General features: G+C 44.0%; 17 protein-coding genes. 10 read left to right on the top strand and 7 right to left on the bottom strand.

Annotation, left to right across the window (positions count from 1 at the left end; translation table 11 throughout):
• Positions 1 to 70 precede the first annotated feature (70 nt).
• Positions 71 to 592 carry a DUF2058 domain-containing protein gene (locus BCU75_RS18595; protein WP_102474702.1) on the bottom strand — a complete coding sequence of 174 codons (522 nt, stop codon included), beginning with the start codon at positions 590 to 592 and terminating at the stop codon, positions 71 to 73.
• A 401-nt stretch (positions 593 to 993) separates the two neighbouring features.
• On the opposite strand from BCU75_RS18595, the gene BCU75_RS18600 reads away from it, so the two are divergent.
• A complete protein-coding gene (locus BCU75_RS18600) occupies positions 994 to 2,328 on the top strand; it encodes a sphingomyelin phosphodiesterase (RefSeq protein WP_102474703.1) in 1,335 nt (444 codons plus the stop codon).
• Between the two features lie 39 nt (positions 2,329 to 2,367).
• Complete coding sequence (locus BCU75_RS18605; protein ID WP_102474704.1) at positions 2,368 to 3,318, top strand: chromosome partitioning protein ParA; 951 nt, start codon at positions 2,368 to 2,370, stop codon at positions 3,316 to 3,318.
• Between the two features lie 4 nt (positions 3,319 to 3,322).
• Here BCU75_RS18605 and BCU75_RS18610 read toward each other — a convergent pair whose 3' ends face one another.
• Complete coding sequence (locus BCU75_RS18610; protein ID WP_102474705.1) at positions 3,323 to 4,357, bottom strand: AraC family transcriptional regulator; 1,035 nt, start codon at positions 4,355 to 4,357, stop codon at positions 3,323 to 3,325.
• A gap of 169 nt (positions 4,358 to 4,526) precedes the next feature.
• On the opposite strand from BCU75_RS18610, the gene BCU75_RS18615 reads away from it, so the two are divergent.
• Together BCU75_RS18615 and BCU75_RS18620 are read left to right on the top strand one after the other, a co-directional pair.
• Positions 4,527 to 5,540, top strand: coding sequence for a DUF2804 domain-containing protein (locus BCU75_RS18615; protein WP_102474706.1), 1,014 nt, complete (start codon positions 4,527 to 4,529; stop codon positions 5,538 to 5,540).
• Positions 5,541 to 5,688: 148 nt separating this feature from the next.
• A complete protein-coding gene (locus BCU75_RS18620) occupies positions 5,689 to 6,537 on the top strand; it encodes a sterol desaturase family protein (RefSeq protein WP_102474707.1) in 849 nt (282 codons plus the stop codon).
• Between the two features lie 15 nt (positions 6,538 to 6,552).
• On the opposite strand, the gene BCU75_RS18625 is transcribed toward BCU75_RS18620, so the two are convergent.
• The 4 genes from BCU75_RS18625 to BCU75_RS18640 are packed head-to-tail and all read right to left on the bottom strand — an operon-like array spanning position 6,553 to position 10,670.
• Positions 6,553 to 8,991 (bottom strand): carboxypeptidase-like regulatory domain-containing protein, encoded by a 2,439-nt coding sequence (locus BCU75_RS18625; protein ID WP_102474708.1) that lies wholly within the window; start codon positions 8,989 to 8,991, stop codon positions 6,553 to 6,555.
• Positions 8,992 to 9,038: 47 nt separating this feature from the next.
• On the bottom strand, positions 9,039 to 9,749 hold the full coding sequence (locus BCU75_RS18630; protein ID WP_102474709.1) for a fimbrial biogenesis chaperone: 711 nt from the start codon (positions 9,747 to 9,749) through the stop codon (positions 9,039 to 9,041).
• Complete coding sequence (locus BCU75_RS18635) at positions 9,746 to 10,183, bottom strand: DUF4402 domain-containing protein (protein ID WP_076679241.1); 438 nt, start codon at positions 10,181 to 10,183, stop codon at positions 9,746 to 9,748. Before BCU75_RS18635 ends, BCU75_RS18630 begins: the two co-directional genes overlap by 4 nt.
• Before the next feature lie 52 nt (positions 10,184 to 10,235).
• Entirely contained in the window at positions 10,236 to 10,670 is a 435-nt protein-coding gene (locus BCU75_RS18640) for a DUF4402 domain-containing protein (protein WP_004734871.1), read from the bottom strand.
• A 1,100-nt stretch (positions 10,671 to 11,770) separates the two neighbouring features.
• Here BCU75_RS18640 and sbcB point away from each other — a divergent pair.
• The 5 genes from sbcB to purT all read left to right on the top strand — a co-directional run bounded on the left by sbcB (position 11,771) and on the right by purT (position 16,905).
• A complete protein-coding gene (sbcB, locus tag BCU75_RS18645; protein ID WP_102474710.1) occupies positions 11,771 to 13,195 on the top strand; it encodes an exodeoxyribonuclease I in 1,425 nt (474 codons plus the stop codon).
• 25 nt (positions 13,196 to 13,220) lie between these two features.
• Positions 13,221 to 13,592: a CidA/LrgA family protein gene (locus tag BCU75_RS18650; protein WP_004734867.1), complete on the top strand. Its 372-nt coding sequence runs from the start codon at positions 13,221 to 13,223 to the stop codon at positions 13,590 to 13,592.
• Between the two features lie 2 nt (positions 13,593 to 13,594).
• Positions 13,595 to 14,272 (top strand): LrgB family protein, encoded by a 678-nt coding sequence (locus tag BCU75_RS18655; RefSeq protein WP_076679243.1) that lies wholly within the window; start codon positions 13,595 to 13,597, stop codon positions 14,270 to 14,272.
• 402 nt (positions 14,273 to 14,674) lie between these two features.
• Positions 14,675 to 15,562 (top strand): cytidine deaminase, encoded by an 888-nt coding sequence (cdd, locus tag BCU75_RS18660; protein WP_102474711.1) that lies wholly within the window; start codon positions 14,675 to 14,677, stop codon positions 15,560 to 15,562.
• A 167-nt stretch (positions 15,563 to 15,729) separates the two neighbouring features.
• Positions 15,730 to 16,905, top strand: a complete 1,176-nt coding sequence (gene purT / locus BCU75_RS18665; RefSeq protein WP_102474712.1) for a formate-dependent phosphoribosylglycinamide formyltransferase — start codon at positions 15,730 to 15,732, stop codon at positions 16,903 to 16,905.
• Between the two features lie 128 nt (positions 16,906 to 17,033).
• On the opposite strand, the gene BCU75_RS18670 is transcribed toward purT, so the two are convergent.
• On the bottom strand, positions 17,034 to 17,687 hold the full coding sequence (locus BCU75_RS18670; RefSeq protein WP_102474713.1) for a thiopurine S-methyltransferase: 654 nt from the start codon (positions 17,685 to 17,687) through the stop codon (positions 17,034 to 17,036).
• A gap of 322 nt (positions 17,688 to 18,009) precedes the next feature.
• Between BCU75_RS18670 and BCU75_RS18675 the strand changes: the two genes are divergently transcribed.
• Positions 18,010 to 18,786, top strand: a complete 777-nt coding sequence (locus tag BCU75_RS18675; protein WP_017077978.1) for a RelA/SpoT domain-containing protein — start codon at positions 18,010 to 18,012, stop codon at positions 18,784 to 18,786.
• Positions 18,787 to 18,889: the final 103 nt, after the last annotated feature.

Below are 18,889 nucleotides of genomic sequence, written 5' to 3' on the forward strand. Positions count from 1 at the left end.
AACGTATTTTAGGACGAGACACTTCAACGCCACAAGTAATTGACGAATTAGATAGTGGTTTAGTCGAGGACTACCACATTAGATCATCTGGGATCACAAAGTCTTTGTACGGGTCATCTTCGTCAACTTCATCAGAGCTTGAAGCTTGAGTATCAACAATAGACTCTTCGTCACGCATCGCGATCTTGTTCGCTACCGCAGTAGGGATAACAACATAGCTTTCGCCTTGACGCGCGATACTTAAGATACCTTTACTTAGTTGCCTTTGAGTCAGATCTTCTACGTAAAGATATTTAACTAGCGTACCATCGGTGAAGTTGTATTTGATCTCACCATTCTTCTGTTCGATCTTGTTCATCTCAATCAGTTGCTTCACTTGAGCTTTAATTTCTTTGCTCAATTGCTGTTCTTTCAACTGTTGGTTTAACTCTTTGTCTTTCGCTTGCTGCGCCAGTTTAGTTTCTTCTGCTGCCGCTTTTGCTTCACGAGACTGAACGCGAGACTTTTTAGAGCCCTTCTTCGCCTTCTTTAATTTTTTCTCATTTACCAAGCCAGCTTTAAGCATTTGCTCTTGGAGTGTTAACTTTGCCATGACTTTCCCAGTTAAGGATTAAAAACGACACTATCATACCTGTTTTTGAGGAATCTGTTTACTGAACAATGGCAAAATTTATATTGATAGAGCAAGGTTATAAGCGCTCTCCCTTTTCGTGATTCCCAGCATCCACTTTTGGTTACTTTCCGACCTATGCATTCCGCGAGACACACCACCCACGACTAATTTTAAGATTCAAATCGTTCTTCTATTTTTTAGCGTGCGCGCGTATCACTTATCATTCAGGCAAAGCAATATGTTAATTTTCAATGAGTAATCTAATTTATAAAACTATGGCATATATCTAATATTTGGATAATTCCCATAGAGTTATAACTCCAATGTCATAACTCTTTACTACGTTATTCTTTAAACCAATCAGTAAGGATAACGTGAAAATGAAAACTCAATGGACTTGCCTGAGTGCAATACTTGCATCAGCTTCATTCATTTCAACCTCGGCTATTGCAGATACCGACGTGTACCTCACCAATAACACCAATCAAGTGATGACGATTCAATCTAGTCATACGGGTACCGACCTGCTTGAACTCGGTGGTGAGTGGCTGCAGCATGCTGAACAGATTGGCCCTTGGGAGACAAAGAAGCTGATCAGTTTCAATCGCTGGACGGGTGTAAAATCTGGGAAGACCTATGAGTTTGACACTGTGGTATCGAACGCGGTTGGTGAGAGTGTCACGTTCAACCAAACCATGAAAGGTCATTGGTATAACTCGACACTGCAACATGGTTTAAGTGCCGCAGACGTCAACCTAACGCTGCATGACGATCGTAATATTCATCGCAGCACGACCGGTGCATTCGGGGTTAATGCAGAGCTAGCACTTAAAGCCGATTCTACGGCACGCTACGATGATATTTATTACACCATCACCCCACCAAAAGTGGATGAGCAACCAGAGCCGGATGCCAATACACTCAAAGTCATGACCTATAACATCTGGGCGCTGCCTGCCATCGCTTCACATATTGGCGACCGCTACGATCTTCTCCCTCAATATGTAAAAGGCTACGACGTGTTGGCGCTACAAGAGGTGTTCGCCAACGGCAGAGATGAATTCTTGCGTGAACTCTCGAAAGAGTATCCTTACCAAACCAAGATGCTAGATAAAGATGGGATCAACATCTATGACGGCGGCGTGGTCATTGTCAGCCGCTATCCTATCGTTAACGAAGCTCAGTATGTTTTCCCGGATTGTACGGGCACAGATTGCTTTGCTGATAAAGGCGTTAACTACGCGGAGGTTATCAAGAATGGTCAGGCTTACCATGTATTCGGCACCCACACGGCATCGTTCGATACAGACACAGCTCGCGACTACCGACAACGTCAATTCAAGCAGATGCGTGCACTGGCGCAGTCTCTGAATATCCCCGCGTCTGAAACCGTGGTCTACAGCGGCGACTTCAACGTTAACAAACTGAAGTTCCCAGACGACTACCAACAGATGTTCGCTAACCTGCAGGCTGATGAACCACAATACTCTGGTTACACCGCGTCTACGTTTGACCCACGCATCAACAACTTTGCGGGTGAACCTATGTCGGGTGGCGAGAATGTCGAATACCTTGATTATGTGGTAGTAAGTTCAGAGTATGCAGCCAAAACGCATAACGACAATCGCGTGGATGTTCCAAGGTCAACAAGCAGTGAATTATGGAAGCACTACAACCTTTCAGACCACTTCCCTGTCAGTGCTGTCATCAAGTAGCGCGGTGAACACATAATGCATCGAGTTATATTAATCCTAATGCTCGTCTTAACGGCGAGCATTATTGGCTACTCATGGTCATCAAAATCGAACGAAACACCGCAATCTTCTGCTCGACACACAGAAGCTCAGTCGCGTATTTCTGCGACAACTGATGCCGATAGTTCTGCACCAACCGTAACTGCCAGTACGGAAAATCCAGCATTGCAAAGCAAACAAGCTCAAGCTGAATCACTAGACGGGAAAACGTATGCTGAAAACTTGAGCGAACTTCAAGGCAAGGCTTTATTCGATGAACTCAATGAGTTTTGGGTGCTGTGCCAAAAACGCGATGGCTGCGCAGAGCAACTCGCACGATTGAAATCAGAATTGCCGAGCATATGGTTTGAGTTACTGAGCGACTATCCGCAACTATCAGTCGACTGGCAATTAACCCAAAGCACTATCCCACTTGAATCCTTAGAAACTCTTGAAGAGCGTGTTACCCTATTCAAACAATCTGCACAGCAAGTATGGGGAGAGTTGGCCCACCAGCTATTCGCAGACCAGTTTGCGCATCAAGATTTTACGCTTGACGCCAACACCCTTAAAGAGAACGAAGCGAGCCAGTTTTTGGCCAACTATCAAGATTTGCTTAATGAATGGCAAAACAATACGGGCACGTTAAACGCCGAAACTGCGCTTCAAAAATATGAACTGGCAGTCTCTTTGATACCCAACAGCTATAGCCCTGCTGAGATAGTATCAGTCAAAGCCGACCTTCAAGAGGCCTACTTAGATGAAACGCAGGCCAGCAACATTGCCGCAAGAGAACAACAAGTCGCACAACAGCAACAAACCGTGATGACTTATCATGAGCAACTGGATCAACTCAAAGCGACCTTAGATTCTCAGCGATCATCAAGTTATGCCACTTGGGCTCAACAAGATTGGAACAGTTACTATCAGCAACAAGTAACCGATTTCAGGGAACAGTTTTTTAGCAAGTAACGCTTTAACTTAAACCATCACGAAACTGCGCGGGCGTCTTATTGAGCCAACCTTTAAACGCCCTTCTGAAATTTGCAGGGTCGCTATAACCGAGCCTTTCACCAATATCATCAATGCTCATGGTTGTGCCGAGCAACAGTTCTTTGGCTAGTTCTACTCGAACTTCGGTAAGCAATACTTGATAACTGGAATCATGGGTCACTAGCTCTCGCCTGAGTGTACGAGAGCTACAATCAAACTCGTCCGCGAGTTGTTCTATATTCGGGAAACTTCCTGCGGTTTGATAAAAGATCGTTTTGATCTGGTTAGTCAGCAAATGTTCCGAGTCCAACGTATCGACTATCGACTGGCAAGACGCGAGATAGCGCTTCAGTGTTGCGGCATCATGAGTCAATAAGGTTTGCGACAAAACAGATGTTTCAAAACGCAGTTCACAATGGTTTTGCTCAAAAACTACAGGGCACTGGAAGCGGTCATCATAAAGCTTGGCGTAATTAGGGCGAGCATAAGGCAAAAACAAAGTATGAATAGCTAACTCATGACCAGTCAGTTCTTTGAACAAAGAGACGATTGAACTCAAGAAGTACTCACTGCAGAAAGGAAGCAGATCGCCCACTTCCAAGGTGTTCTCAATCTGAATCACCGCTTGCTCGGAATCTAAAAGCAGTTTAACCGAGAAGATAGGACCATTCAGGCGTAAATACTTGAAGCCCGACTTGATGGCCTCCCCGACATTTTGACTGGTTGATAGCGCATAACCCAACACGCCAAAATGGCTCAGACTTGCGTGCTCTCCCAACCAAAGCCCCAAGCCATCGTGAGGAAAACTCTGATTAGCCGCGCTAAACAACGCAAGCTTATCAGCGTAAGTCAGCTTTCCATTCGGGTCTCGCCAATCCATGGTTTCTAAACTCACATCCATGAGTAACCTTTCAATATCGATACCTCGTTGCTCTAGTGTATTCAACAGCAACGCGATATCTAATGTACCCAACTGATGCCGATGCCCGGTCGGCTTATACTCTGCGATAATCTCCAAGCGTCTCTCCTTATATCTAACCCATTCCCATAAACATGACTACTCAGCTTTAACAACACTGCTGACAAAATCGTGATTGGTAACGCGCTCTTGTCCGAATATGACCTCCCAATTCTACGCTACTCATCGCACAATGGCTTTAGTTGTTAAATTTATGTGAACTATCGCAATGATAAAAACGAATCCGGCTCCACACAGTTTGATTGATTCTAATGGTCAGCCGATCATTGGACATTTCGATGGCATCCCAAAGCACCTGAACATCGAGAACTTTGACTACCGAAATTCGATGGATGCAAAAGCAACGCCTTGGCAGAAGCACTTCCACTACAAGCAATTCCAGTTTGCCAGCATCGTCACCGACACACACATTGTTGGTGTCGCTATCGCGGATATTCGCTACTTAGGTTCTGCGTTTTGTTACGTCTACGGTATCCAGAATAACGAGTTAGAAGAGTGTTCATGGTTACGACCATTGGGCTTTGATAAACAAGTAACGAGCTCACCATTTGAAGGTACGACAAACATCGCAGGGCAAAGCATTGTGTTTGATATTGAGAACGGACAATGGAAAGTTTCACTGAACACGAAAATCATCAACGCTGAGCTTTATTTAGAATCAGAGTGCGACAGCTTACCCATGGCAATGTGCAGCCCTACGGGTTACTCGGGCTGGACCTATACCCAAAAGCATAACGCGTTAAAAGTAACGGGCAGCCTTGAGATTAATCAACAGCCTATCTCCCTAGAGCAAGCTCGTGCCGGTTATGACTTTTCAGCGGGCTACATGAGACGTGAAACCAGTTGGCGTTGGGCTAGCCTCAACACGCAATCTAATGGCACTGATATTGGCTTGAACCTCGCGGCAGGCGTGAATGAAACTGGAGGCTGCGAAAACGTATTATGGGTGAATGGAACCAGACACTTACTTAATCCGGTGCAGTTTACATTTAGTCGTCAAGACACGGATTTTCCTTGGCAAATAACATCACAAGATGGACGTATAAACTTAACCTTTACGCCCTTAAATAACCGCAGCGAAAAGCTCGATTTATGGCTGCTAAAGAGTAACTTTCGTCAGTTCATTGGTCACTTTTCTGGCTCGATTGAAGACAACGATGGAGTGACACATCAACTCGATGCCGTTCTTGGCCTTACGGAAGATCACTTTGCTCGCTGGTGAGCCGTTGCTTATAGTTCGTAGCCCACAGCGAAGCAGTAGCTAACAACCAAGCTGCTATTCATAGGCGTTTAAAGTTCACAGCCAGTAGCCAATAGCCAATAGCCAATACACATTCCATAACAAACTTAGGCACAACAAGGATTAACACATGAATATCGATGCATTAATCAATCACCCAGAATGGCTACTTTTGGTACTAGCGCCCTTGTTCGTGGCATGCATGTTGGCTGAGTATTTTATCGGTCAAAAGCAAGGTCGACTGCCAGAAAACTCAAGCTACAAACTGTCGGAAGTGATGTGTAACTTCACGCTTGCGGGAATGCATCAACTCTCCGATTTGATCACCGGGTTATTGGTCGTGCAGTTGTATCTCTTGATGTTTGGTTGGCGTTTAATGGACATTGAAATGGGCGTGCTGAGTTTCATTGTGTTGATGGTATTGCAAGACTTTTGCTATTACTGGTTCCATAGAGCAAGCCATCGTGTTCGCTGGATGTGGGCAGCACACGTCGCGCACCACAGCTCAGAACAGATGAACTTCAGTACGGCTTTCCGTCAAAGCTTAATGTACCCACTTGCAGGCATGTGGCTATTTTGGGTACCGCTCGTCATCATAGGTTTCGACCCTAAATGGGTCATCTTTGTGGTACTTCTCAATCTTGGTTTGCAGTTCTTCGTCCATACACAATGGATACGAAGCTTGGGGCCACTTGAATACATCTTTAACACCCCGTCACACCACCGTGTGCATCACGGCAAAAACCCGCAATACATAGATAAGAACTACGCCGGTGTTTTGATCATTTGGGATAAGTTGTTTGGTACGTTCGAACCTGAAGTGGAAACAGTACGTTACGGCGTCACTAATCCAGTAAACAGTTTTAACCCGATAGTGGTCACCTTTCAAGAATGGAAGGCCATATTCAAAGATTTGAGGAACCGAGAGTTGACCATGAAACAGAAAGTCCAATTGATACTCTCACCCCCATCAGACTAATCAAAGCGACCGGATCTAGTATACCTTATGAAAATCAATGAGGTTGAATGTGAGGTCGCTTACCCAGAAATCGCCGTTCAAGTCGGCACCTTGCACGTATCGCTTGTCTCCCATTTCTAGAGTCACAATGTATTTGCCCGCGATAAGCCCCTCTACCATGTAAAAGCCATCGCTCTCAATCTCGCTCGAATACTCAGTACCTTTCTGGATATGTTTAAAGTGCAGATAAGCACTATTTTCTAGGTCGCCTTCTACCGTGCCATCAACGCCAAATGACACCATCATTTCGATGTGTGCATGAGTCAGCCCTACCTGCTTAGTATTGACAAACACAGGGTTTTGAATCGGTGTTAGGTTAAGATCGAGTGCCCCTTCATCAATATAGATAGGCAGATTATCTCGAGCTGGAACACTTGAGAATTCAAATCGGCCTTTTGTATCACTGACCGCTCGTTGGTCCAAGATTTGTAAGCTTACACCTGGTATGGGTTGTTTATGGTGATCGTAGACAACGCCCGTGAGCTTAGAATGGTTGTATCGATTCCATTCAACAAACTCACCAATGCTATCATCAAAGTAAGTTTTAGCGCCGAATTCGGTCGTCATCTCAACACCGTATCGGTCTTCGGTTCCTTCTAGCTTAAAGAGTAAATAAGGGTTCACACGAGCTTCTAAAGAGGCGGAAAACGAAACCTCCTGCTTTTGATAGCGAGCCGATACGTTCGTCGTGAGCTCTTGAAAAACCTCTAGAGGATCTAGCAGGCACTCTTTACAGGCATTCCTTAGGGATAATTCCGTTCGTTCATGATGACCAGAGCCATCAACAGTTCCAGAAATATTCCACGATGTATCCGAAAACCCGCTTTTAGCCAATCCAATCGTATGTAGATAGTCTTCTTGATGAGAAGCTTTGGTGTATCGATAGTCACCGGCGTATGAGACAAACAGATTACGAGCCACTTTCGAGTTCAACTTTGGTTCAACGCTCAACTCATCTTCATCATCCCTTACCGTCAAAAAGGCCGTTAGATTAGCAAGCGACAGGTTATATTTGAACACATCGTACTCCATCGACTCTAAGTCCAATTCATCGGTTTTATTGAGCTCTATAGATGCCGACTGATCACCATTGATCAAAATATCAAACTCCATTGGAAACCGATTCAACTCAGGCAACCAACCGATATGGCCCGCAAACCAATGCGCCGGTAAGTATCGTCCTTGAACACCAATCAAGTCTTTGCCATTTTGCCTCATAAAGGCACTACCCACGGTGAAGTAATCAGCAAGCCCATATTCGAGCGACACAGCGCCAGCTCGGTCTGCACCTTCATTGCCTACCACTTGCACGCCCCACTCATTACTTGGAAGAAATGCATCTTCTAAACCGGCGACGGTGATCTCTTCTTCCTGCCAGACACCTTTCGATAAGTAGTAGCGAAACTTGATGGTGTCACCGGGGGAAATGTTATCTTCTTCAACAACGAAGCGTCCAAACTGATCAGAGCGATAAGTGGTTTGATAAATGCCATTGACCAAGACATCGATGTTGATGTTAGGTTGAGTAGTTCGTTCGAGTTGAAGGTTGCCGAACTCCGTTTGACGCTTTCGATTAGTGTAGTAGAGCCCATCTCCGAGGGTTTGATTCACGGTAAAGACGCTGCCATCTAATAGCACATGGCCGACTTCCAAAGAGCCTTCACCGTCATGAGCTTCAACCGCAATGTTGTAATAAACGATGGGGTTATCTTCTCGCGAATCAATCGACAAGCGAGACAAGGAATGTTCAGTGCTTAATATGGTATCTGAGATCGCGTAAACATCACCGCCAGTTTCACTGTCGTGATAAACCGAAGTCGCTAATCGAGTCGCTACACCCACAGCGGCAACAGGTTCGAAAGCTGGTGTGTTTTCAGCTCGCTTGAGATCCTCGGCCTTCTTACGTGATTCATTTTTCATCTTGGAAATAGCGGCTTCCAGTTCAGTCAATGAACTGAATTCTGGAGTAACGGTGAGCCGATAATCATCAATATCCCAACGCACTTTTGCCGGGATACAAGCTTGTAAGCTGTACCAATGGATGAAAGTTTCTGAATCGATGACTTGATATTTGATCGACTGGATATTGTCGTCATCTCGATAGCAGATGGCTTGTTCGGTATCTAGAATATACGGAGGCGATTCTCTTCCAACGTCTTGTGGCAAATACAGTTCACAGTATCCGCCTTCATCACACTGACCATTCATTTCGAGCAGATAAAAAGCGGCATTGGATATCGAAATGAAAGGCTCTTCATAATCATCCATCATGACACGATAAAAGCTATCCCCCACTTTCCCGACTCGAACTTCAACATGGGCAGGATAGAGTTCACTCGCCTCACTTTCGGTGTTAAATTGCGAATACGCAGCAAAAGGAAACAGTGAAGCGAGCAACAAAAGTAGCCAAACCATGCAATTGAACACTGGCTTTTACAGAGTTCGCTTCAATGAAAAGAGCACTACAGAACACATTCGTACAGAGGTTGTTCGTTCTGAACCAGTGAGATCTTTGAGCCTTTAGGAAAAGGCTTGGTTAATTCCGCATTACGAAGTAGCACCACTTTTTCGCTATGCTCATCAACATTCAATTTCGCAGTAAATTGAAAGTTACCGTCGTTGCGAATCTTGATGCTTTGGTTGTCACACGCAAACTTAACATCTTGCACCTGCACACCTTTCTGAACATAAACAGGCACATAACTGTTGATGTGAAAGTTCAGTTGAAAAGCTGAACCATCACTGTTGGTTTTGCTCGAAGACAACGCAATGTCTGACAGATCTGCGGCTTTTGCTATCGGAGAAAACCACAAGTAGGCACGATACTCACCATCAGCCATATCAGCAGGTAGAGCATTCATACGTAAGCGAACCGTACGTCTTTGATTGGGTTTGAGTTCACGAATTATCGGTGGTGACACTTTAATCCAACTCGCGATATTTTCTGATTGCGCGATATTGGAGTCTGTTCGAACTAAGCCACTCGCCTTTACAGGGCGATAAATCGGTTTTATCTCCAAGCGAATCGGTTGATCTGAATTGTTTTCGACGACGATTTTTTCAGTCACCGAAGTGTCGGCATCCAACACAAAACGAGTCGGTGCGATGAGTAGCTGAGCATAGGCTTGTGTTGTGAAGATTAAGCCGAGAACACATGAGATAAACAACTTCATTTATAATTAACCTCAAAAGGAATTGTACTGGTGTAAAGGCCTGCTGGGTGGTTAGCGCCGATTTTCACTTTGGCACCAATACACAATAATTTGCTTCTTCCATTCCCTTTGATTTTCGCTCTACCGCGCTTTGATAAGCCGCAACCAAAATAGAACTTTCTAATACGAAGGCGTTTGGATTGACGAGAATGGTTTAGGTATTGCTTTGAAGGGAGTGAAACCACGATTTTTTTACCAGGCTCACCTTCAACATAAAAACGAACCACATAAACCTGACTATTGGCTGGATTTGAATCAGCATTCTGACCCGACCCAGAGATATACATACCCGGAAATTTAACTTCCATGTTTTCAGGAATAATTTCTAGCGCGTGAAAAGGGCTGGAATAAACAATTAGACCGATATAAATGGCGTATTTTAATAGAACACTCATAGTAAAATCGGCTGCTTTATAACAGCCGTAATATTATACTGGTTTCATTTAATTACTGGTAAGTTACATCTACTGCAACATTAGCAGTATATGTACCAGCAACTAATGTCGCACTTGAAGTACGTGCAGTGCCGCCAATATTAAGAGCCGCTGTACCGCCGGTAAGAGTAATAGCATTATTAAAGTCAAATTCAGCTGCAATCGTATTTACGCCGTTAACCAAGTTAGTATCAGAAATACTTACTGTTACTGCATCACCAGACTCTCCAGAAAGAGTAAATGCCGCAGCTCCAGCATCACCTTGAGCGATAACAACGTCTGTTGTGTTGTCTGAAGTGATGATACCGAAGTCTAGATCACTGGTTTTTGTCATTGTAATTGCTTGTTTTACTTCTAGTGTTGCATCAAAAGTGTCACTCACAGCGAAAACGTTCGCAGAAGAGATAGAAAGTGCAGATACAGCAACAACCTTAAAGACTTTGTTCATTTCTTTAATCCTTTATAAAAATCGACTTTATTATTAGAGTTACCTAACCATTAATCAAAGTTAACAATTAAGTAACAACAATCCTATTTAGAAAATATATACATTGACACTTATTTATAAAGAAATGAGGAGCAGTGAGAATAAGATCACGCAAATTGATATAAATAACATTAACAATAACAATGGTATTAGAGCGTTTCTATCAATTATATATGAAACTGGTTTGCATTTAATTCTCATATTTTAAAGGGAATTATTCCTATAAATAACAACCATCTAAAAATAATCACAAGATAATATGGAATAACAACTGCTGATTTAAACGTTACAATCAACTATATAGATCGTCATGCTGCAATATAGTCTCAAAAATGAAACACTCTTAAATTAGACTCAAATTGTAATAAATTTGAAACATTTCCCACTCGAAATATCCAATTCAAACATGAAATTTGACAAGTCTTCAAAATGAGATAAGTAGAACGCTCTAACTAAATTAACCATTACAACCATAAACACCACAAAACCAATTAATGCCAAGAGGATTGTATTGAAAATAGTCTCCTTAATTAGGCAAAGTGTTAGACAGGAAAATGCCGCAGTTTAAACGCCAGATCAGCAACTCAAACATAGGTTCTAAACATAGGTTACTAATTAAACATGGATTCTTAATTAACATAGGTGCTTCATTAAAAATCGGAGCTTCAGCTTAAACGTCGCTGCTACGGTTTAGACATCGCTACAGCGTCTAAAAATCTATCCAGAAAAATGATCGTGTCTCTAACCTCAGAGCTTAAGAGGAAAAGACAAGCAAACTCGTTTGCGAAACACCTACGAGTCCAACTCGTCCGCAACACAATGGTAAAATCGCAACACAGTGGTAAAGATGACGAAGAAGGGTAAACAGACGCAATTATTACTGTGTAATAGACGCAATTGGATTCAAAAGCACTCCCATCGACTCGATTGAATAGTAAAGCACCGTTTTCCGGCAATTTATTTGTGATCTGGGTTGCACGCGTACCGCATACTATCAGATACTGAACAAAACTAACCTTCAGCCACAGTAAACGTTCCGCGCTTGCTGTTCAGGAAATTCAATGAGTTCAGATAATCAGCCGACCTACTTCTTTTTCGATTACGAAACGTGGGGCGTTAGCCCAGCAAAAGACCGCCCGAGTCAGTTTGCGGGTGTTCGTACCGACCAAGATTTCAATGTTATTGGAGAGCCTCTGGTTATCTATTGCCAACCTCCTGCTGATTACCTCCCTGCGCCTGAAGCTGCACTGATCACCCGCATCACACCACAAAAAGCAGCTTCACAAGGTCTTCCTGAGCCAGAGTTTATCGCTAAGATCCATGCTGAGTTGGCGAAACCAAACACCACAAGCCTTGGCTACAACAGTATTCGATTCGATGACGAAGTAACGCGTTACACCTGTTACCGAAACTTCATCGACCCATATGCGTGGAGCTGGCAGAACGGCAACTCACGCTGGGATCTACTAGATGTAATGCGTGCTGTTCATGCACTGCGCCCTGAAGGTATTGTCTGGCCAGAAAACGAAGAAGGTTACCCAAGCTTCAAACTAGAAAACCTGTCTGTGGCAAACGGTATTGAACACGAGAACGCGCACGATGCAATGGCTGATGTTATTGCGACCATCGAGTTGGCGAAGAAACTGAAAGCGGCACAACCTAAGATGTTCGATTACCTTTACAACATGCGTCATAAGCGTAAGCTAAATGACCTGGTTGATATCGTAAACATGACACCATTGATGCACGTTTCGGGCATGTTTGGCCGTGACTGCAACTACACAAGTTGGATTGTACCTATGGCTTGGCACCCAACCAATCAAAATGCCGTGATCGTGGTTGATTTAGCTAAAGATCCAAGTCCACTGTTAGAACTAGACACTGATGAACTCAGAAACAGACTCTACACCAAACGCAGTGAACTTGGGGAAGACGAGCTACCTGTACCCATTAAATTGGTTCAACTCAACAAGTGCCCTATTCTTGCGCCAGCCAAAACGTTGACGGCTGAAAATGCCGAAACCATCGGTATCGATCGCCAACAATGCTTGAAGAACTTGACATTGCTGCGCGAACACCCAGAGATCCGTGAAAAACTGATTGGCCTGTACTCACAAGAGCGAGAGTACGAGAAGAGTGATGATGTTGATACGCACCTATACGACGGTTTCTTTTCACCTGCTGATAAAACAGCGATGAACATCATTCGCGAAACGGATCCAAATAACTTGGCAGCTTTGGATATCACCTTCAGTGACGAACGCATTAAACCGTTACTCTTTCGTTACCGTGCACGTAATTTCCCGTGGACGCTCGACGAAGCTGAGCAATTGAAATGGGCGAACCATTGCCGTGAGTTTTATGAGAGCCGTTTAGAAGAATACATGCTCAACCTTGAAAACCTCGCGCATGAACATGAAAGCGACGAGAAGAAAATGGCTATCTTGAAGGCGGTTTATCAATACGTAGAAAAGTTAGCTAGCTAATTCCACTATCAAGAGACGTAACACTTTGAAAGAAAGATTGATCCAACTGGTTTACTGCTTAATCTCCTTCACCTTAATCATAGGTGCACTTACAGCAGGTAACGCGTTACAGCACTTTTTGGATACCTCAATCCCAGGCAGTATTTTTGGCATGTTGATTCTGTTTGCCGCCATGGTGATTGGTATTGTTCCTTCGCACTGGGTTCAACCCGGTGCAAGCTTGATTATCCGCCTAATGATCTTACTTTTTGTTCCGATCAGTGTTGGGTTGATGGATCACTTCGACATGCTCATCGCGAACGCATTGCCAATTATGGCGAGCGCCGTTGGCGGTACGTTGCTGGTGTTGGTGTCCTTATCATGGTTCTTAGACCGCTTACTTTCGAGAGGTAACTGATCATGTGGATTCTACTCACCATCGTGGTATTCCTGTTTGCTCGCTGGGTAAGTCGAAAAGTAAACTCACCATTATGTAATCCCCTGCTGATAAGTATTAGTATCATCATCCCGATACTCATGTTCTTCAAAGTACCGTTTGAGACTTACTATGCAGATAACACCTGGATTACTTACATGCTGCAGCCTGCGGTTGTTGCGCTTGCTTACCCGCTTTATGAACAGTTACCTCAAATCAGAGCAAACTGGCGCATCATAACCTTTGCTTGCACGCTAGGCAGTGTGATGTCGATGACAACAACGGCGTTAATTGCCGTGGCTTTTAAAGCGGACTTAAGTTTGATTGCGAGTTTGCTAGGTAAATCAGTCACCACGCCAATTGCTATGGAAGTATCGAGCCATTTAGGTGGTGAAGCTGCGATTGCAGCGATTCTGGTTTTAATCGTTGGTCTGTTCGGAGCAATCTTTGCTTACCCCATCTATAACTTGATTGGCATTAAGAGCCCTATCGCACGTGGTTTAACCATGGGTACTGTGTCTCACGCTTTAGGTACTGCGACATGTGCTGAAAAGAATCAGGAAGATGCTGCATTCAGTTCTCTAGCACTTGTACTCTGCGGCGTAATTACCTCGATTATCGCGCCGAGTATATTTTCGCTTGTAGTTTGGTTCTATTCTTAACCACTTTGATTGCGATTTAAACGCTTGCCAGTAATTTGGTTAAGTCAGGCAACTTGCCACTTAGTTGACACACTCGAATAGACCAACTCGCGATTTAAAGCGTTGTAAGCATCCAAGAAGCCCAAACAAAACTCTGACTATTGAATTGCCCCTCAATAGTTGGACACCCATTGTTTGGGCTTTTTTCTCGCATTTATTCAGCAATAGCAATCAAATCGTGCTCTGTTTAAGCCAATAAGTGGGATATCAATTGAAGTTTTTGCTCTTGCAATCGATTTCATCTGTGACCTCACTCTAATTATGCAAACCAATGTAACAACATCAACACAGCAGTGACCAATATCACAGAAAATTCCTGAGCATTGCATAGAATTAAAGCCTAAGGTCAATTAAGGATTCAACATGAACAGTCGTATTACCCTGGCGCTGGAAAGTGCTCCAACAGCAACCAAAGCACTTTTGAGTGACATCGTATTAGCAGACAACTTTGACGCGACATTGTCTCCAGAACAATTTGCAAGCCTACTGCAAACAAGCGGTTTAGAGGATGACGAGCTACGTATTGCGTTACTTCCTTTTGCTGCAGCCTATTCTTACGCTCCGTTATCTGACTTTTATGTTGGTGCAATCGTGCGTGGCTTGTCTGGTACTCTGTATTTTGGTGCAAACCTTGAAATCGCTGGTGCTCAACTTGGCCAAACAGTACACGCTGAGCAATCTGCAATCAGCCACGCTTGGATGAAAGGCGAACAAGGCATCTCAGATATCACTATCAACTTCAGTCCTTGTGGTCACTGTCGTCAGTTTATGAATGAACTGACCACAGCGAAAGAGCTTAAAGTTCAGCTGCCGCAACGTGATGAGATGTCACTGCAAGAATACCTGCCAGACTCTTTCGGTCCTGCTGATTTAGGTGTGACGACTGGCCTAATGACTAAGCTTGATCATAAGTACACGACTGAAGAAACAACACCTATTGTTGTAGAAGCGCTAGCAGCACTAAACCGCAGCCATGCGCCTTACACCAAAAACCTAAGTGGTGTTTCACTACAACTGACGTCGGGTGAGATTTTCACTGGAGCTTACGCTGAAAACGCAGCGTTTAACCCGAGCCTACCCCCTCTACAAGTGGCGTTGATTCAACTTAAACTTGCCGGCTTTGATTTTGAACAAATTGAAAGTGCTGCTTTGGTTGAAATCGCCGAAGGTAGCATCAGTCACCTGGCGGATACGCAATCTACGTTAGAAGCAATTAACCCTGACATCCCAGTGACTTACTTAGCAATCTAAGCACATCTAATTAACAAATTTTCAAATAAGCAGCCCTATCTTTCAGGGCTGCTTTTTTTATGCCTGTAATTTACGCAACAACCCACGCAAACGTTTGCTTTTGCCATCAAAATAAGTATGATCACCCCGTTTTAAATCAATCGTTCAAAAGATCGGAAGGAATTTCTATGTTTGGTACTGCTACTCGTGAAAATGCTACTCGTGTACTTCTATTAGGTTCAGGTGAACTGGGTAAAGAAGTTGCTATTGAGTGCCAACGTTTAGGCTTGGAAGTTATTGCATGTGACCGTTATGCAGATGCACCAGCGATGCAAATTGCGCATCGTAGCCACATATTAGACATGTTAGACGGAGATGCACTGCAAGCTGTCATTGAACTTGAAAAACCAGATTATGTCGTTCCTGAAATTGAAGCTATTGCCACCAGCAAACTGGTAGAGCTAGAAGCACAAGGCTTAAATGTCGTACCAACAGCAAACGCGACGAAACTGACAATGAACCGTGAAGGTATCCGTCGCTTAGCCGCAGAAGAGCTAAAACTGAACACTTCTCCATACCGCTTTGCTGACACCTTTGAAGATTTCTCAGCCGCTGTTGAATTCGTGGGCATGCCTTGCGTTGTTAAGCCAGTAATGAGCTCTTCAGGTAAAGGTCAAAGCGTTATCAAAACAGAAGAAGACATTCAGAAGTCTTGGGACTACGCACAAGAAGGCGGTCGTACTGGCGCTGGTCGCGTGATTGTTGAAGGCTTTATTGATTTCGATTACGAGATCACTCTATTAACCGTTCGCGCTGTTGATGGCGTTCACTTCTGTGCACCTATCGGTCACCGCCAAGAAGATGGTGATTACCGTGAATCATGGCAGCCACAAGTGATGTCAGACAACGCACTTAAAGCGGCGCAATACACGGCTGAACAAGTAGTTAATGCACTAGGTGGTCACGGAATCTTCGGTGTAGAGTTATTTATTAAAGGCGATAATGTAATCTTCAACGAAGTATCTCCTCGCCCACACGATACTGGCTTAGTGACTTTGATGTCTCAAGATTCATCTGAATTCGCACTGCACGTACGCGCGTTTACCGGTATGCCGATTAAATCCATCACGCAGTACGGTCCGTGTGCATCTGCGGTTATCTTGGGTCAAGGCACTTCAACCAACATCTGCTTTGATGGCCTTGCAGAAGCACTAGACGCACCACAAACGCAAGTTCGCCTGTTTGGTAAACCTGATATCGATGGTCGCCGCCGTCTAGGTGTGGCGTTGACTCGTCGCAACAGCACAGAGACAGCGATTGAAGATGCAATTGAGAGCGCATCTAAAGTAAAAGTGATTTACTAACCAGCGATTCGATTCTGAACAATCACGACTTCAAATCTGAACAATAAAAAGACGGGCTATTGAGCCCGTCTTTGTGTTGGTATCATCTTCATATTGCAGCAGTCTTTTCGCTTGAAAGCTAACTGAGCTTAAGCTTCTGACTCAATCAAATACACTTCTTCACTGAATCGAGACAAGCCTTTCTTGGTAATCTTCGGATGTTCATCGTCCGCAATATCTTGATTCAACAATGTGATCTTGTAGCCCGCGAACAACTTATCGATCTCTAGTTTAGGTACGCTAAACGGAGGCCCCGCCATCTCGCTTTGATCGTAATCTAACGTCACAAGTAAAATCTTACCGCCTGGCTTTAACAGTTGCTTTAGGCGTTCTATATATTGCACACGCATCTCAGCAGGCAAAGCAACCAAAGAGGCACGATCATAGATGATGTCGACAGGTTGAATCGGCGCTGAGAAGTAATCACCTGTGTAAACGTTCAGCTCATCAAACTGGTACAACTCGTGTTGGCCGTTAATCTGGGTGACCGTTGGTGTATATAAATGCTCAGAGAAAAATGCGCGAACCGCAATCTGGCTAAGTTCGACACCTTGCACATCACTATGCTTTGTCGCCAACCAGATCAGATCTTCACTCTTACCACACAGCGGAACAAACACACTCTTCTCGTAGCTAGGTTCCGTCTTTTTCCAAAATTCAATCAGAAGTGGGTTCACATCTTCAAGGTGGAAGCCAATTTGGTTGGCTGCCCATTTATTGTGCCAAAATTCAGGATTATTCATCTTTCGTTCATGTTAAACAGTCATAATGCAAGGGTACAGTATAGAAAGGTAAGAGCAACCTTACCTTGGTTTAAAGTTCATCGTGCTCTCGCTAAAAGTTAAACACTGGCTGAGTTCAAAATTCTTAAAACCGGGGAACAAACGCTTGAATTATTTGTCTATATGTTCACATTTTAAAGCAATATTAAACGTTAGAGTTGGTTTCTGTCTTAGCTAGCCCCATTTAATATGTAGTGAGTTTAGTTAAGCTTTTTTACTCTTATGCGTTACTGGTTACCCCTTTTGACTACCCGTTTTTGTAACCTTGTATTTTGGAGTTTGAATGAGTGTATTTCTCCGCACGACGGCCCTAATGCTTTTGGTATTGAGCCGAGCGCCTGCATTCGCAGCAGCACCTGTTTCAACAAGTTCGACTGATCAAACGCGCACCCCTGCGCAAAACCAAGTTTCATCAAACGTATTCCGTCATAGTTTGAGCGGCCTTTACGGCATCAAAGCCTTCGACTCGCGCCCGACTCAGCCTTACACCGACTTCGATATTCTGTACAGCAAAGCACATCAAGGCCAAGCTGAACTAGAAACTATCTGTAAAAGTACTGCCCTACTCACCAATTCTGAAGCGCTATTTGCTGGCGTTAAATCTCAAGCTCGTGCAGAAGAAAAAATCGCCCTTGAACTTGATGGTGATGTGACAAAAATTACCGACTTAGCTCGTGCAACTATCATCGCGAACGATGTAGAGAGCTTGGTTGAAGTCTACGAAGCACTAAGCCGTGAAGCTGACGTTGTTAAGCTGAAAAATAAGTTTAAATCACCCGCTGACTCTGGCTACCGCGACCTTAACTTGTTGGTTCGTTTACCTAAAACCAACATCATTGCAGAGGTTCAACTTCACTTAAAAGCGATTGCTGATGTGAAAAGTGGCCCTGAGCACGAGCTCTACGAAATCATCCAAGGTATTGAGCGTCACGCAATTGCAGAACAACGCCCAATCAATGACATTGAAGCGGCACAAATTAATAGCCTAAGACGCCAATCTTTAGAGCTTTATCAACAAGCGTGGCAACCATACATTACCACGCACATTAAAGCGGCTTAACCACTCGCTAAGCGCTTATCATAAACAAGAACGACAAAGGGCTGCATAATCGCAACCCTTTCTTTTATCTATTGTTTTGTGTATCAAACTTCGCACAGACCAC

The organism is Vibrio splendidus (assembly GCF_002873455.1).
In the GTDB taxonomy this organism is placed as follows: domain Bacteria; phylum Pseudomonadota; class Gammaproteobacteria; order Enterobacterales; family Vibrionaceae; genus Vibrio; species Vibrio splendidus_J.